The organism is Parablautia sp. Marseille-Q6255 (assembly GCF_951230155.1).
Lineage (GTDB): Bacteria > Bacillota > Clostridia > Lachnospirales > Lachnospiraceae > Choladousia.
Genome location: NZ_CATNVD010000003.1, coordinates 145,489 through 161,469 on the forward strand (window position 1 = coordinate 145,489; position 15,981 = coordinate 161,469).

Here is a 15,981-nt window from a genome sequence, read left to right on the forward strand (position 1 = left end):
TCCCCCCTGTTTAAGTCATACGATTTTTAAAATACTATTTTGTCTCACCATGCCTTGCTGCTACATCTGCGATTGAGAAAGTAGAAATCAGTTCCTCCACGGATTCCTTATTTACATCTTCATTATAATACCGAATCATTGTATCTTTAATCTCCTCAGGATTATAAACAGCCTCTTCTCCAAGAAAATACTGATTAAAGTCTTCTGCTTCCTGTGCATCCGTCATTTCCAGATATGGTGTAATGATATTAGTTGGTCCATCTTCTGAAAGCGGAGTACCAATAACCTGATTTACTAAAATAACTGCCGATACAAGAGGATCTATCTGCTGCTGTCCGCCATAAGCTACATGGAAAGTATCTTCGCTAAGATATGTGCCCAGCTCTGATTCAAAATCAATCCGACCGACCTTTATTTCTCCTGCCTTATCATGATCTGCCAATGCTTTTTCAATTGTTGGGATTGCAGCCTCACAGTAAGTTCCAAGTACCAGAATACCGTTCATTTCCGGGTATGCCGCAATATATGATTCAATCGTCTTAGTCATATCAGTTGTAACTGAAATATCATACGTTGTATTTAAAATATTAACGCCTGCTTCTTCTGCGCCCTGAGCTGCTCCTTTATCACGAAGATCGGATGATGTATCCCCTTTTGCAATATTGATTACTCCAAGATCTGTTACACCCATCTCACTCATAGATTTTACAATATTTGCCGCACATGCTTCATCATCTTCATTACATCCACCGGCAAACCACTCGCTCTCATACATTGCTTCACGTATCGCCTCATCACTGATCGTACGGAACATCGTTCCCCAGTAGACTCCTGCATCTGCGCACATAGCATCTACTGTAGGCAGCATGGAATCAGCAGCCGGCATCAATAAGATACCATCTACACCACGACTGATCAATTCACTTACATTATTAATTAACTCATCTGCACTATTATCTGTAGTGACATTGATCAGTTCCCCACCAGCAGCCTCTACAACAGCCTCCACATTATTATAAATAGAAATCCAAGTCGGATCAGTATTCGCCGTATCCCACGGAAATCCTATCTTAAATGGCTCTGGCGCTTCACTCTTTGCAGATACTGGAACTGCAGCAAATAAGGATGCTGCGAGTGAAAAAGAAAGAACTCCTGCTGTAAATTTTCTTAAATTCATAAATTTATCCTCCTTTTTTGGGATGTAACTCCCTTATTTTTCTGTTTACTTTTTTCTCTTGTTTTATTTAATGACTCCGGCGTTTTTCCTGTCAAACGAAATAGCTACCACAAGAATCAAAATGATTCCCTGCACTACCTGCTGTACTAAACCGTCAATCCCAACCAATGACATACCACTTTTTAAAACTGCCATCGCCAGAGAACCAACCAGAGCGGCTCGAAATTTAACTGGCCATCCTCCGGAAAGCGGCATACCGCCAAATAAAACTGCTAATAATACATCAAATTCAAATGCGTTTCCTGTTCTTGAGGAGGCTGTGCAAGCCCTCACTAAAGTGAAAAATCCCACAAGCCCACAAACAATTCCAACAAGGGTAAATGCATACATTCTTGTTTTTTTAATATCTATCCCCGATTGTTGTGCCGCTGCATGTGAAGCACCTACTGCCCTGCAGCGCCTTCCAAAAGCATTTCTATTGTAAAGAAAGCCTGCAAGTACTGCTACCAGTACAAGTGCTGTAATTTTTACCCAATCTTCATCAAACACTCGCATTTGAATCGGAATTCCTACGGATCCATTTAAAAAATATGTTGTTAACCCTCTAAAGATAAAAGATACTGCAAGTGTGCCGATAAAGGATTCGACATTCCAATAAGCTGTCATGACTCCGTTCAAACATCCGATCAAAGCCCCTGCAAAAATTGCTGCAGGAAGTATCAGCCAAATGCTGATCTGGGAAGAAAGTGCAGCAACTGCAGCAGCAAATCCTACCGTCGCACCTACAGATAAATCAAGCTCCCCTAATGCCATGATAAATGAATACATCAATGCGCAAAGTGCAATATTAAAAAAATTATTAAAAATATTCATTACATTCCGTTTTCCCAGAAGCTGACCTCCTGTCAGTATCTCAAACAGAATCAGTATCAAAGCAAGCCCGACAAATGAAAAATTGTTTATTAATACTTCTTTTTTCAGAAGTGTCTTTTTTTGATTCACTATCTGCACATTCTCCATATCTGCTGCACCTCCCTAAATCATCTTCTGTATCAATTTTTCCTCCGATAAACCATCTTCCCTGTAAAATTCACCTGTGATAGTTCCATCCTTCAAAAGGATAATACGGTCTGACATACCAATCAATTCCTGAAGCTCTTCTGAAATCAGGAGAATTGATTTGCCCTGTTTTTTCAAAGATTCAATCAACTGATAAATCGCCGCTTTCGTTCCCACATCAATCCCTCGGGTCGGACAGTCAAGAATCAGGATATCTGACCCCTTTCCAAGCCATTTTGCCAACACTACTTTTTGCTTATTCCCTCCGCTGAGTGTATTACAAAATACGTTAACAGAATCTGCCTTTACTTCCATTGTTTTTGACCATTTCTCCGACAGTTCTTTTTGCCCTGTACCTGAAACTGCTCCATATCTTGTCAGATCCTTTAAGGAAGGCAGACAAATGTTATCTTTAATAGAACAAATCGGCATCATTGATTCTGTATCTCTGTTTTTTGATACATACCCAATGCTATTCTCCACAGCCCACTTTGGATTCTTCACTCTCTCGTTCCCATTTTTTAATACACACCCGGCATTCGGCGGCTCAAGCCCAAACATAACACGCCCCAATTCATGCATGCCACAATCGCTCAAACCTCCTACTCCTAAAATCTCTCCCGCGTGGAGTTGTACAGATACCCCTGAAAGTTTACCTGTATATACATCCTTTGCTTCAAGCACAATCTGATGACTGATCTGTACTGCAGTGTCTTCTCTGTAGTAATGACCTTTCACCTCACGGCCTATCATTAATGACCGGATCTTATCTGCCTCGAATTCTGCTTTTTTTAAATTAGCCGTAAGCAGTCCATCTCTTAATACTGTAAGTGTGTCACACTTTTCCATAATTTCATCAATATCATGTGAAATAAAAAGAATAGAATTTCCTTTTTCTTTTACTCTATTCATCAGTCGATATAACAACTCCCGCCCATTGACGGTAAGTGCTGTGGTCGTCTCATCAATAATCCATATTTTAGGCTCCGTATAGAGTGCTCGCGCCAGCTCTACCAGTTTCCTGTCTTCAAATGTCAATTCATCAATCAGCTGCTCCGGTCGGATCCAGTCTACGTCAATGCTGTGCAAAGCTTCGGATGCTTTTTCGTTCATTTTCCGAACATTTAAAACACCCATTCTTGCAAACTGCTTTTCTCTCCCAAAAAAAATATTTGCTGCCACAGATATGCCGGATACCGTTCCCTGTTCCTGAACTACCATGCTGATGCCCTTATTGACTGCATCTACTGTTCCAGAAGGATTGTATTCCTCCTCATTTAGATACATTTTTCCACTATCTGCATCCGCTTTTTGCAATCCTGCTATAATAGAAGAAAAAGTTGATTTCCCAGATCCATTTTCTCCTACCAGCCCTCGGATCTCACCGGGAGCAACTGTAATACTAAATTTCTCCAGTGCATGTACTGTTCCAAAAGTTTTAGAAATTCCGTCTGCTCGAAACAGGCATTTATGATCTTTGTCCATTTTTACCTCCCGTATCTTGATCTATCTATTACTTATTATAGAAAACAACTTTTAAGTCAAAAAGATGAAAAAAGTCATATTCTGTTCAATTTTCTCATTTTTGTAAGAAACCCGGCCTATAACAACAAATTTGCCCACACAAAAACCGGACACACGGCTGTCTGCGCCCTTATATGCCCGGTTTGTTCTAAAAGTCAAAGTTTTTTCTCAAAAGTCCGCTTTCGCGTAAAAGGTTTCCTTCTAAAAATGACAGTAACCTTTGTTCCCTTTCCTTGTTCACTCTCAATTTTAAGCATATCTTCGCTTCCATACAAATAATACAAGCGTCCGCGGATATTTGATAATCCTATCCTATGTCCGCGATCCGAAGGATCATACTTTTCCTTGCGCACCTGCTCCAGACGATCATGATCCATCCCTTCTCCGTTATCTTCTACACACAGCTGCAGACATCCATCCTGCGTCCGACATAGGCTGATACGCACCATCCCATTTAATTCCCCGCTCTCCTCATCAATCAATCCATGAAACAATGCATTCTCTACAATTGGCTGTATCATATTTTTCGGTATTTGTTCTTCTAATAAATTATCTGAAACGTCCCACTTTACCTCTAGTGCACCACCATACATAAACCTCTCTATTTCAATATACTGTCCTACTGTATCAATCTCATGAGCAACTGTATCAGTAATCTGTATATCATTCACTCGAAGTCTGTCTCTTAAAATTGCCAGCAACGCAGTATTTACAGTAATAATATCCTCGCACCGTTTCCGGCGTGCCAGATAATTAATACTATTAATCGTATTATATATAAAGTGCGGATCAATCTGACTGACAAGTAAGCTGAATCTTTGCTGCTGTTCTAGTTCCTCTTTTTCCCTGATTACATGCATGCTCTCGCTTAAATCATCAATCATTTTATTATAAGAACTCTCCAACTGTCCAATTTCATCTGTTCGCGTTGTCTTTACCTTACTGTCCAAATCTCCCGCAGCAGCTTTTAACATATGCTCTGAAAGATTTTTAATCGGCCGGACTGCATCTGATACACTCCGTGATGTCATCCATAAAATCAGAAGCATACACAAGAGCATCGCTGCAAAAATACCTATCAGATAAGGCCACAATTCCAGCAAAAGCTGCGAAAGAGGAACCATAGAGACTACTCTGTAATTTGTGGTAACCGACTGGCTGCCAAACACAAGTGCTCTGTTTCTGTTCGCACAGTAATTTCCATTCATATCTCCATTTAAGTCCCTTGCTCTGTTTAGTTCCTCTTTACTACCCTGTGAAAAAAACATATGTCCTGTACTATCCTGAAGATAATAAACATCCAATTTACCCTTCGCCATTACCCCAATTTCTTTTTCCATGTTATTCAGATTTACAAAGAGCACTAATGTATACCAACGATTTGCCATAAAAAAATTACGTGCATAAGCAGTTGTTGCATACTTATTCCTGTTTATTTTAACCTCATATACCTGTGAAAATCCACTGGAAAAGGTTTCCTTTTTCCTCATTTCCATTATAAAGTCAGACTCCAAAAGCTGATAATCAGACTCCGATAAGTTATTAATAGAGTCTAAAGGATCTGCCGCATCCGAAAGCAGCGCCACACCACGCACCATAGTACTGTAGCTGTTAAAATTATTCAGTGCCATTTCTGCAATCGCCTTTTCCTGCTGGTTCGGATGCAAAAAATATCCGGCAATATCATCGCTCTGCCCGATCGCACTGGATAAATACTGCGCATAGCTCTCTACAAATCCAAGCGTCTCTTCCAGCTTTTGAAGGATCAGTTCATTCGTCATTTTATTATTTTGAATTGATTCCTGACGTAAAACTGGATAAAAAACTATTACAGATAATATGACGGAAAGTAAAAATGCTGCAATTCCGCTCCGTACGATCCTGTTCAAAATCTGATACCTAAAAGATGCATTTTTCATACTTATCTCACACCTTCTTCATGTATTCTCCCGGAAGTATTCCTGTTTTTTTATAAAAAGCCTGACTAAAATATTGGCTGGAATGATATCCCACTGCCTCCCCAACCTCATGAACCTTTGCGGCACCGTGAGCAAACATCTTTTTTGCCGCCTGGATACGCACATCTGTAATATAGCTTTTTATTGTACAGCCAACTTCCTTTTTGAACGCTCCACTCAGGTAACCCGCAGATAAATGTACATACTCTGCAATATCATTTACTGAAAGATCCGGATTGCCGTAATTCTCGTAAATATACTGTATAACATCTACAATGCATTTCGAATACTGATCATCACTGCTGCATATAAAACGCTTTGTAACAAAATCAAACTTATCTGCAAACCACTGGCCTATCTTTTGAGCATCTGTCCAGTAACTCCAGTTATCCCAGATTCCAAGCTCACCTGTCTCCATAAAACAGGGAATCTTTTGATACGCAACACGCAGTTCAAAATAAAAGTCTCTCGAAAGATTGATTAACATTTCTTTGCTGTATGTACGAGCGACCTCCTTATAAACTGCATCAAACCACCTTTTTAAATTCTCCCTGCCACTAATCAGGAATGCATCTCCTGCCTTCTGACTGCCATGAAGCTCCCGTATTGTTTCCATCTTGGTCAACACGGGGTATTCCAACTTATATACTTTTCCGCTCCCCTCAAAATATCGAATATCTAATCTGTCCCTGTTTTCACTGCAATAACGCTTCAGGTCATACAGACTGATACGATGGTTCAGATAAAATGCGCTAAAACTGCTCTCATTATCTTCCCCCAGGGTTTTCAATACGCTCTGTGCCAGCTTTTCCAGCTCCTCTGTATGGTCTGCATACACTTGTGTATCGCTATTAACTGCCAGTACAATCTGTCCTCCTGGCAAGCTCGTGATCGCGTCCAGCCGCCATCCATGGTAATCACATGTTCTTAACGTTTGTGCTACCCGTTCTTTTGAAACATAGATTTCTTCCGGAAGTGGTTCTCCGCTGATGCTAAGAGGAAGATCCTGTCCAATAAGTATAACATTGTGCATCTGTCTTAAAAATTCATCCAAATCTGCGTTCTCGGATTCCTGATCCTGACAGAAAAATTGCTCCAACAGATAATCAGTCACAATCCGCTCCTTTTCTCCTTCTCGCAGAAGCCCTAATCGTATATTCGCTAATAGTTCTGTAAGACTTTGTCCCGTAATCTCACTTTTCATCACATACTCTGTAATTCCCAGACTAATAGCAGCTTTTGCATAACTAAAGTCCTCATAGGCTGTGAGCAAAACAATGTTTACTTCCCGATCCTGTTTGCGTATTTCACGTATCATCTCAATACCATCCATAAATGGCATACGTATATCCGTCAGAATCACCTGAGGATGTAATTCTGTGTACTTGCGAAGTGCCTGTTTTCCATTAAACGCCGTTGCAACTATTGTATAGCCACATGCTTCCCAATTAATCAATGTAGACAATTCTTCAATCACGAATCTTTCATCATCTACAATCATTACTGATATTTTCTTTTCCACTTGTCCACCCCATCCTGTACGTCACGCCCGTCTCTCTGCTTTTGCATATTTTACCTTAAATATCACACAGTAGCAAGATATGTGTGACAATTTCCAGCAAAATCATTAAAAATCAAAACATGCGTGAAACACTGTCCATGACAGTATTCCACGCATATTTCTTTCATTCCCTTTTCTATGCAGCGCTTCCTGCAATTTTTATCATTCCGCCACGCTCCCGCCTGCGAAGCGGGATCTGGTATTATTCTGCGGCGTCCTCCGGTCCCGGCAGTCTTCCAAAGCGCACCTTGATGTACTCTTTGATCGCCTCCATCGTCCCGTCAAAACCGAGACGCTCGCTGTTGAGGCACAGATCGTAGTTTCTCGCATCTGTCCACTCCTGACCCGTATAGTACTTATAAAAATCACTGCGGTATTTATCCGTCTTTTCAATGAATTTTTCCGGGTCGCCAATACATGCATGGCGGGCAACCGCCTGCTCGATACAGTATTCCCGCGAAGCATGCACAAACACACTCACACGGTTTGGATTATCCCGGAGCACGTAGTCCGCCGCGCGCCCGATGATAATACAGGATTCCCGTGCCGCCAGCTCCCGGATGATCTTTGCCTGATAATTAAAAAGGTTCTGATCGCTGACAAATTCCCCGCTGTCAGGGGTGATCAGCTTTCCTTTATATTCCCCTTTTAACAGACTCAGAAACAGCGGCGTGCGCTTTAGCTTCTCATCCGCCTTATTAAAAAGCGCCTCATTGATCCCGCTGTCCTCGGACGCCATCTTGATGATCTCTCTTCCGTAGCATTTAATGCCAAGATCATCTGCCAGCATATGACCGATTGTCTTTCCTCCGCTGCCAAAATGTCTCGCGATCGTAATCACAATATTGTCCATAATGTTCCCTCGTTTCCTGATTTGCTAAATCCATTTTCTGCCGTCTTTACACGGCGATTGCTCTTCGATCACTCTCCCAGATAAGCCTTTTTGATGGAGTCATCGTTTAGCAGTTCTTTTGCATCTCCTGAGGTCACGATCCTTCCTGTTTCCAGGACGTATGCGCGGTCTGCGATAGAAAGTGCTTTTTTCGCGTTCTGCTCTACCAGAAGCACTGTCGTACCTCCGGCGCTTACGCTCCTGATAATCTCAAAAATCTCATTCACAAGGATCGGCGAAAGTCCCATCGACGGCTCATCCATCAGGATAATGCGCGGATGCGACATCAGCGCCCGCCCCATCGCAAGCATCTGCTGCTCGCCGCCGGAGAGCGTCCCGGCCATCTGATTCCTGCGCTCCTCCAGACGCGGAAACCGTTTATACACCCTGGAAAGGGTATCCTCTATCTCATCCTTATCGGTTCTCGTATACGCGCCCAGCTTCAGATTCTGGTATACCGACATCTGCGCAAATACACGCCGTCCCTCCGGCACATGCGCCATCCCCAGTCCCACGATCCGGTGTGCCGGAACCTTTGTAATATCCTTTCCTTCAAATAAAATACTTCCTTTTTTCGGGGCGAGCAAGCCTGTGATCGTATGCAGGATCGTTGTCTTTCCTGCTCCGTTCGCCCCGATCAAAGAGATGACCTCTCCCTCATTGACCTCGAAGGAAACCCCCTTTATGGCCTGGATCATACCGTAATATACTTCCAGATCCCTTACTTCCAGCATTGCCATATTTTATTTCCTCCTATTCTCCCAGATATGCTTTGATGACCTGCGGATCAGAAAGCACATCCGCTGTCTTTCCCTGGCAGAGCACTTCTCCGAAATTCAGCACTGTCAGCTCCTCACAGATACCGGACACGAGCTTCATATCATGCTCGATCAGCAGGATCGTCATATCAAAATGATCGCGGACAAAGTGGATCGTCTCCATCAGCTCCTTTGTCTCATTCGGATTCATGCCGGCCGCAGGCTCATCCAGCAGCAGAAGCTTTGGCTGCGTAGCGAGCGCTCTCGCGATTTCCAGCTTGCGCTGTTTGCCGTATGGAAGGTTTGCCGCCAGGTGCTCTGCCTCCCGGTCGAGATCAAATACCTTTAAAAGCTCCATTGCCTGTTCGTCCATCTCCCGCTCCGTCCTGCGAAAAGCCGGCGTACGGAAGATTCCGGCAAGCATGGAATACTTATGGTGATTATGCAGACCTGCCTTTACGTTATCCAGCACAGAAAGCTGCTTAAACAGACGGATATTCTGGAAGGTTCTTGCCACGCCTGCCTTATTGATCTCTATCGTTGATTTCCCTGTAATATCCCTGCCGTCCAAAAGGATCTGCCCCTGATCCGGGCGGTAAACACCGGTCAGAAGGTTAAATAATGTCGTCTTTCCTGCTCCATTGGGTCCGATCAGACCGTAGAGCTCCCCTTTTTCAATCTTCAGGTCACATCCGTTCACAGCGCGCAGGCCGCCAAAGGAGATCCCCAGATTTGTCACATCCAGCATTTTTGCCATCTTATTTGCCCTCCTTCACAGATTTTTTGAAGAAGCGGCCGAGATAGCGTTCCCGCCACTCCAGCGCCCTGGGCGCCCAGTTGAACAGCATCATGGCGATCAGTACGATCGAATAGATCAGCATACGGTAGTCAGACAGTGAGCGCAGCAGCTCCGGAAGTGCAGTCAGCACAACGGCTGCAATGACAGAGCCGCGGATATTTCCGATCCCGCCAAGCACAACAAACACAAGCGCAAGGATAGATGTGTTAAAGTTGAACTTTGACGCCTGCAAGGTGGCGAGGTTGTGAGAATACAACGCGCCGGCCACACCTGCAAGCGCGGCAGAAACCGTGAACGCCATCAGCTTATATTTTGTGATATTAATGCCTACCGACTCTGCCGCGATCCGGTTGTCACGGATCGCCTTGATCGCACGCCCATCGCGGGAATCGATCAGGTTCAGCACGATAAACAGGGTCACGAGCACCAGAAGGATACCGATGAAAAAGGTAGAATTTTTCGGTATGCCCGTAATGCCCTGCGGGCCCGACAGGAGCATCGTCCCGGTCGGCTCCATCCCCATGGAAAACTGATCCTTCATCGAAAAATGGAAGCCCTTGCTGTCCATTCCGATATAAAATGTATTGATCACATTCTTTATGATCTCGCCAAAAGCCAGCGTCACGATCGCCAGATAATCGCCCCGAAGACGAAGCACCGGAATACCGATCAGCACACCGAAGACTGCCGCAAAGGCTGCCCCGATCAGGATCGCCAGAAAGAAGCGCAGACCGTCATTTGGGATCGCGCCAAGCGCTGCCTTGGAAAAAAAGGCGCTTGCAAATGCGCCGACACACATAAAGCCTGCATGCCCGAGGCTTAGTTCTCCTGAAATACCCACCACAAGATTTAAGGAGACGGCAAGGATCACATAAACGCACAGCGGCACAAGAAGCCCCTTTAGCAGGCTGGAAAGATTCCCTGTACTCTCCAGTGCAGAAACTGCCAGAAACGCTGCGATCACGATGCCGTACGTTATGCAGTTGCTCTTAAAATTTTTGTTCCATGATTTCATCTTTCCCACCTACACTTTCTCCTGAATCTTTTTGCCAAACAGACCGGTCGGCTTCACGAGAAGCACCACGATCAGAACTGCAAACACGATCGCATCTGCAAGCTGGGAAGATATGTATGCTTTACCCAGGATCTCAATGATACCAAGCAAAATGCCTCCGACCATCGCGCCGGGGATCGAGCCGATCCCGCCGAAGACCGCCGCCACAAACGCTTTGATGCCAGGCATGGAGCCGGTGTAGGGAGACAGGGACGGATATGCCGAGCACAGAAGCACGCCCGCTAACGCTGCCAGGCCAGAGCCGATCGCAAAGGTCAGCGCGATCGTCCGGTCTACATTGATCCCCATCAGACGCGCGGCTCCCTTATCCTCTGATACAGCGAGCATCGCCTGCCCTGCCTTTGTCTTATTGATAAAGGCAGTCAGTACGATCATGATAACAATACAGCTTATGATCGTGACGATCGCCTCTCCTGTAATGATCAGTGCGCCGCCTGCCAGCTTGAGATCCGGCAGCAGTACGACAGACTGGAAATTTTTCGGGCTTGATCCGAAGATCAGCAGCACGATATTTTGTAAAAAGTAGCTGACGCCGATCGCCGTGATCAAAACGGCAAGCGGAGAAGCCGCCTCGCGCAGCGGACGATAGGCGATCCGCTCGATCACAACCCCCAGTACGGTACATACTACGATCGCCACCACAACAGCGATCAGCGGATTTGTTCCGGTAGCAAGCATCATCGTCAGGGCCGCATACCCTCCCACCATAATGACGTCACCGTGAGCGAAATTCAGCATTTTCGCAATACCGTATACCATTGTGTAGCCAAGTGCGATGATCGCATATACGCTGCCGAGGCTGAGTCCATTAATTAAATACGATAAAAAGCTCATAAAACACCTCTTAGATTCGAAACAGGGGCTGTCGCAAAATGCGTCCTTCTTGCGGATCACATATTTTGCAACACCCCCGTCCTGTTATTTTTGTAACTGGCAGAGGAAATGCTCTGCATTTCCCGATCAGCCCGTTCCGGGCTCTCCCCTGGGATCTCTTACATTCCTACATAAACTCCATCCTGGATCACAACTGCCTTCGGCTCCTTGGACGGCTCACGTGTCTCATCCCATGTCATGCCTGCACCTGTCAGTCCGTCTACTGTGATCTCAGTCATAGCTGCCTTCAGCGCATCACACAGTGCACTCGCATCCATATCCGGGGTTGCGCCTGCCTTTTCCAGCGCTGCCTTAATGATGTATACTCCATCATATGCGTCTGCTGCAAACTGGATCGGCTCCTCGCCGTACAGCTCCTCATACTTTGTAACAAAGTTCTTCGTCAGATCATCCTGTGCATCTGCTGAGAACGGTGTGAGCAGCATCAGCCCTTCTGCAAGCGCAGTATCAAAGCCCTCTACTGTCAGGATACCATCCATACCATCCACACCAAACCACTTCGGTGCAAATCCCATAGCGTCTGCCTGGGTAAGGATCAGAGATGCTTCATTATAATAGATCGGCATATATACAAGATCTGCCCCGGCGTCCTTTGCTTTCTGAAGCTGTACAGAAAAATCTGTCTTGCTGTCTGCCGTAAATGCCTCAGCTGCTACGATCTCAAACGGCTGATTGGCAGCCTCTGCCTGAAAGGTTGCATAAATACCTGCTGAATATACATCCGAGCTGTCATAGATCACTGCTACCTTCTCTGCCAGCTTATTCTCACCGATATATTTTGCAGATGCCGTACCCTGATCCGGATCAGAGAAGCATACGCGGAACGCATTGTCGCCTGCTGCGATACACTCAACCGCAGAGCCGGACGGTGTCAGCAGGAACATGTTGTCATTCGCTGCCTCTGCACTAACTGCAATACACGGCGCAGAAGTAACCGTACCGAGGAGCATCTGCATCCCCCAGTCCTTGAGCGTATTGTATGCATTTACGGATTTCTCTGCATCATTCTCATCATCCTGCGGGTTAAACTCAAGCATCGCGCCGTTCACTCCGCCTGCCTCATTGACCTCATCGACGGCAAGCTGGATCGCGTTCATTACGGCATTTCCATAAGTAGCTGCCGCTCCTGTCATCGGTCCGATGCTCCCGATCTTGAAGGTTTCCCCTTCTGCAAATGCAGTTGTGGAAAACAGCATTGCTGATGCGCATGCGATACTTGCAAACCTGATTAATTTTTTCATAACATTTCCTCCTTTTTCAATGCCTGTATAGTAAGAACCCGGCATTTGTTACAAAAAATCATACTCACTTCATTTCGATTTGTCAAGACATTTTGATCATTTTCTGTGTACATTTGTCCGCATACCGCGGATTCTCTGTGATCCCCGCAAAAAAACTCAGACGTATGCTCTGCACAGCTTCGCTCCCGGACAAAAAAGGCTGCTGCAAAGGTCCTCCGGCGGCACTTGGAGCCGCCGGAATCAGCCTTTTACAACAGCCTTTTCCTGCTTTATTATTGACGTAACAGTATCTGCATATCCTGTCTGAGGCGGTTTCCGATTACCTCTCCCCATATTTTATAGCCTTTTTTATTCAGATGCAGACGGTCTGAACAGTAAAGCTTTTTTTGAAGAGCGCCCTTCTTGAGAAGATGCGGCGTCATATCTATAAAATGGAGACGTTTCTTTGTTTTACAGTACTGCTCCACTGTGCGGTTGCACTCCTTCATCTGTGACCATACCTTCCAGCGTCTGGGATTCGGCGCCACAGATACATAATAAATCTCCGTATCCGGCAGCTCCTTTTGCAGCTGCTTCAGCAGATATATGACTTTCTGTGCAGTTGCACTGCCGGACTCGCTGTCCGGTCCTGCGTTCATATTATTATCCCCGGTACACAGCACGATCGCCTTTGGCTTATACGGTACAAGCAGCTTCTGATACAGGCGGATCCAGTCATCCGCCTTCGATCCGGCGATCCCCATATTCAGGACCTCAAACGGCTCCAGCGCCTTTTCCGCCGTATCCCAGCGCTCCATATAGGAGCTGCCCGCCAGGATCACCTTTCCCTTATCTTTCTTTGGGCGATACATGTCCAGAATCGCTCCCGGACGCCACTCTTTGGAGGACTCATATACCCGCACATCGCAGCGGTACTTCTTTCCGGCACATTTTGCAGTAATGACACACGTCCCTGCCTTTTTTGCTTTTATGCGCCCGTTTTCACTGACAGAAACCACCGAGGGATTGGAAGACTTCCAGCGTACCTTCCCCTGTGCGCCTTTAAGCTTCAGCTGATACGTCCTCTTTCGTGTCATCTTGAGAGAGGTTTCATTCAGGCGCGGCTTCTCCGGCCTGGATGGCTGCTGGTTTTCTGTCTCCGTCTGTGGAGCATCCGTCTGCGGAACCTGCGTTTCCGGCTCTGTCTCCTGTTGTGGGGCCTGTGTTTCCGGCTCCTGCGTCTCCGGTTGTGGAGCCTGCGTTTCCGGCTCCTGCGTCCCCGTCTGAGGTGTTTGTGTTTCCGGCTCCGTCTCCGGCCCCTGCGTCCCCGTCTGAGGTGTTTGTGTTTCCGGCTCCGTCTCCGGCCCCTGTGTCCCCGTCTTTGGGGTTTGTGTTTCCGGCAGTCTCACCTGCACAGTGTCCGGCTGTCTGCCCTGCCATGCCGCGTCTGCATCAGCCGCAGGGATACACAGCCCCGCCAGCAGAAGCAGCGTAAGAGCGCAGTGGCACAGCCCCCTTCTCCATCTGTTTTTTTTATTCATACAATCCCCTTATACAAGTATACAGCTGTTTTTAGTACGCTTTTCCCCAATAAACCATCTTTTTAGCAGGTTTTCCACAGCATACGCATGTGCCGGAAAGCTCCTCCTGCTCAAACGGGATACATCTCGAGGTCACAGACAGCTCTTCCTTGATCGCATCCTCACATGCCTGATCACCGCACCACATTGCTTTGATAAATCCAGGCTTATTATTGGCAATTTCTGTGAACTCTTCCTTTGTTGTCGCCGTGTACGTATGTGCCTCACGGTGCGCTCTCGCACGCTCCAGCATATCCTTCTGCATGGTGCCAAGTACCTCTGCCACCTTATCTGCAAGCTCTGCGATCGGCGCTGTGATCTTCTCGCGCGTATCGCGGCGCACGATCACGGCCTGCCCTGCCTCGATATCCTTCGGTCCCAGCTCGATACGCACCGGAATACCGCGCATCTCCTGCTCTGAGAACTTCCAGCCCGGGCTCTTCTCAGAGTCATCCAGCTTCGCGCGAAGACCTGCTGCCAGCAGTGCCGCCTTCACCTCATTTGCCTTATCCAGCACGCCCTCCTGCTGCTGACGGATCGGGATCACCATCACCTGAGTCGGAGCGATCCTCGGCGGGAGTACCAGACCGCTGTTGTCTCCATGTACCATAATGATCGCACCGATCATACGGGTAGTCATTCCCCAGGAAGTCTGATGCACATATTTTAAAGTATTGTCCTTATCCGCAAACTGGATGCCAAACGCTCTGGCAAAGCCATCCCCGAAGTTGTGGCTCGTACCAGACTGCAGCGCTTTTCCGTCGTGCATCAGAGACTCGATCGTATACGTTGCCTCAGCGCCTGCAAACTTCTCTTTATCTGTCTTGCGTCCCTTGATCACCGGGATAGCCAGAACCTCCTCACAAAAGTCTGCATAGACATTGAGCATCTGGATCGTCCTCTCCTCTGCCTCCTCTGCTGTCGCATGCGCCGTATGTCCTTCCTGCCACAGAAACTCTCTGGAACGCAGGAACGGTCTGGTCGTCTTTTCCCAGCGCACAACAGAACACCACTGATTATACACCTTGGGCAGGTCACGGTAAGAGTGGATATCATTTGCATAAAAATCACAGAACAGCGTCTCTGAAGTCGGTCTGACGCACATTCTCTCCTGCAGCGGCTCCAGCCCTCCGTGCGTCACCCATGCAACCTCCGGTGCGAATCCTTCTACATGATCCTTCTCCTTCTGAAGCAGACTTTCCGGAATAAACATCGGCAGATATACATTCTCAACACCCGTCGCCTTGAATCTGGCATCCAGCTCATGCTGGATATTTTCCCAGATCGCATATCCCGCCGGCTTGATCACCATGCAGCCCTTTACGCTCGTGTAATCGATCAGCTCTGCTTTCTTTACTACATCCGTGTACCACTGTGCGAAATCTTCCTCCATGGAAGTGATCGCCTCGACCAGTTTCTTTTCCTTTGCCATATCCTTTTCCTCCTTTATAAAACAAGAGCCGGTATCCAGTCCCCGCAAGGGA

The 15,981-nt window shown here is 46.5% G+C and carries 13 protein-coding genes and 1 other annotated feature (1 of these 14 only partly in view); all 13 genes read right to left on the minus strand.

Annotated elements, in window-relative coordinates; translation table 11 throughout:
- Positions 1-34 precede the first annotated feature (34 nt).
- Positions 35-1,177, minus strand: coding sequence for a sugar ABC transporter substrate-binding protein (locus tag QOX44_RS04185; RefSeq protein WP_283681458.1), 1,143 nt, complete (start codon positions 1,175-1,177; stop codon positions 35-37).
- Between the two features lie 63 nt (positions 1,178-1,240).
- Complete coding sequence (locus tag QOX44_RS04190; protein ID WP_283681461.1) at positions 1,241-2,197, minus strand: ABC transporter permease; 957 nt, start codon at positions 2,195-2,197, stop codon at positions 1,241-1,243.
- 15 nt (positions 2,198-2,212) lie between these two features.
- Positions 2,213-3,721: a sugar ABC transporter ATP-binding protein gene (locus QOX44_RS04195; protein ID WP_283681468.1), complete on the minus strand. Its 1,509-nt coding sequence runs from the start codon at positions 3,719-3,721 to the stop codon at positions 2,213-2,215.
- A gap of 194 nt (positions 3,722-3,915) precedes the next feature.
- Positions 3,916-5,679 carry a sensor histidine kinase gene (locus tag QOX44_RS04200; RefSeq protein WP_283681472.1) on the minus strand — a complete coding sequence of 588 codons (1,764 nt, stop codon included), beginning with the start codon at positions 5,677-5,679 and terminating at the stop codon, positions 3,916-3,918.
- A 7-nt stretch (positions 5,680-5,686) separates the two neighbouring features.
- The gene (locus QOX44_RS04205) at positions 5,687-7,240 is read right to left on the minus strand and encodes a response regulator transcription factor (protein ID WP_283681476.1); all 1,554 of its coding nucleotides are present in this window, start codon (positions 7,238-7,240) and stop codon (positions 5,687-5,689) included.
- A gap of 241 nt (positions 7,241-7,481) precedes the next feature.
- Complete coding sequence (locus QOX44_RS04210) at positions 7,482-8,132, minus strand: cytidylate kinase-like family protein (RefSeq protein ID WP_283681479.1); 651 nt, start codon at positions 8,130-8,132, stop codon at positions 7,482-7,484.
- A gap of 68 nt (positions 8,133-8,200) precedes the next feature.
- Positions 8,201-8,911 carry an ABC transporter ATP-binding protein gene (locus QOX44_RS04215; protein ID WP_283681491.1) on the minus strand — a complete coding sequence of 237 codons (711 nt, stop codon included), beginning with the start codon at positions 8,909-8,911 and terminating at the stop codon, positions 8,201-8,203.
- A 13-nt stretch (positions 8,912-8,924) separates the two neighbouring features.
- Positions 8,925-9,686 carry an ABC transporter ATP-binding protein gene (locus QOX44_RS04220; RefSeq protein WP_283681493.1) on the minus strand — a complete coding sequence of 254 codons (762 nt, stop codon included), beginning with the start codon at positions 9,684-9,686 and terminating at the stop codon, positions 8,925-8,927.
- Position 9,687: 1 nt separating this feature from the next.
- Positions 9,688-10,743, minus strand: coding sequence for a branched-chain amino acid ABC transporter permease (locus QOX44_RS04225; protein WP_283681612.1), 1,056 nt, complete (start codon positions 10,741-10,743; stop codon positions 9,688-9,690).
- Positions 10,744-10,752: 9 nt separating this feature from the next.
- Positions 10,753-11,637 (minus strand): branched-chain amino acid ABC transporter permease, encoded by an 885-nt coding sequence (locus tag QOX44_RS04230; RefSeq protein ID WP_283681494.1) that lies wholly within the window; start codon positions 11,635-11,637, stop codon positions 10,753-10,755.
- Between the two features lie 158 nt (positions 11,638-11,795).
- Entirely contained in the window at positions 11,796-12,893 is a 1,098-nt protein-coding gene (locus tag QOX44_RS04235) for an ABC transporter substrate-binding protein (RefSeq protein WP_442955378.1), read from the minus strand.
- 317 nt (positions 12,894-13,210) lie between these two features.
- Positions 13,211-14,458, minus strand: a complete 1,248-nt coding sequence (locus QOX44_RS04240; protein WP_283681496.1) for a GDSL-type esterase/lipase family protein — start codon at positions 14,456-14,458, stop codon at positions 13,211-13,213.
- A gap of 31 nt (positions 14,459-14,489) precedes the next feature.
- Complete coding sequence (proS, locus tag QOX44_RS04245) at positions 14,490-15,929, minus strand: proline--tRNA ligase (protein WP_283681497.1); 1,440 nt, start codon at positions 15,927-15,929, stop codon at positions 14,490-14,492.
- 44 nt (positions 15,930-15,973) lie between these two features.
- Positions 15,974-15,981: a binding site (T-box leader), on the minus strand (it continues 192 nt past the right edge of the window).

Excerpts from the sequence above, each read along its gene's own strand:
- QOX44_RS04185 (WP_283681458.1), bottom strand. The coding sequence starts at position 1,177 with ATGAATTTAAGAAAATTTACAGCAGGAGTTCTTTCTTTTTCACTCGCA.
- QOX44_RS04190 (WP_283681461.1), bottom strand. The coding sequence starts at position 2,197 with ATGGAGAATGTGCAGATAGTGAATCAAAAAAAGACACTTCTGAAAAAA.
- QOX44_RS04195 (WP_283681468.1), bottom strand. The coding sequence starts at position 3,721 with ATGGACAAAGATCATAAATGCCTGTTTCGAGCAGACGGAATTTCTAAA.
- QOX44_RS04200 (WP_283681472.1), bottom strand. The coding sequence starts at position 5,679 with ATGAAAAATGCATCTTTTAGGTATCAGATTTTGAACAGGATCGTACGG.
- QOX44_RS04210 (WP_283681479.1), bottom strand. The coding sequence starts at position 8,132 with ATGGACAATATTGTGATTACGATCGCGAGACATTTTGGCAGCGGAGGA.
- QOX44_RS04215 (WP_283681491.1), bottom strand. The coding sequence starts at position 8,911 with ATGGCAATGCTGGAAGTAAGGGATCTGGAAGTATATTACGGTATGATC.
- QOX44_RS04220 (WP_283681493.1), bottom strand. The coding sequence starts at position 9,686 with ATGGCAAAAATGCTGGATGTGACAAATCTGGGGATCTCCTTTGGCGGC.
- QOX44_RS04225 (WP_283681612.1), bottom strand. The coding sequence starts at position 10,743 with ATGAAATCATGGAACAAAAATTTTAAGAGCAACTGCATAACGTACGGC.
- QOX44_RS04230 (WP_283681494.1), bottom strand. The coding sequence starts at position 11,637 with ATGAGCTTTTTATCGTATTTAATTAATGGACTCAGCCTCGGCAGCGTA.
- QOX44_RS04235 (WP_442955378.1), bottom strand. The coding sequence starts at position 12,893 with ATGCTGTTTTCCACAACTGCATTTGCAGAAGGGGAAACCTTCAAGATC.
- QOX44_RS04240 (WP_283681496.1), bottom strand. The coding sequence starts at position 14,458 with ATGAATAAAAAAAACAGATGGAGAAGGGGGCTGTGCCACTGCGCTCTT.
- proS (WP_283681497.1), bottom strand. The coding sequence starts at position 15,929 with ATGGCAAAGGAAAAGAAACTGGTCGAGGCGATCACTTCCATGGAGGAA.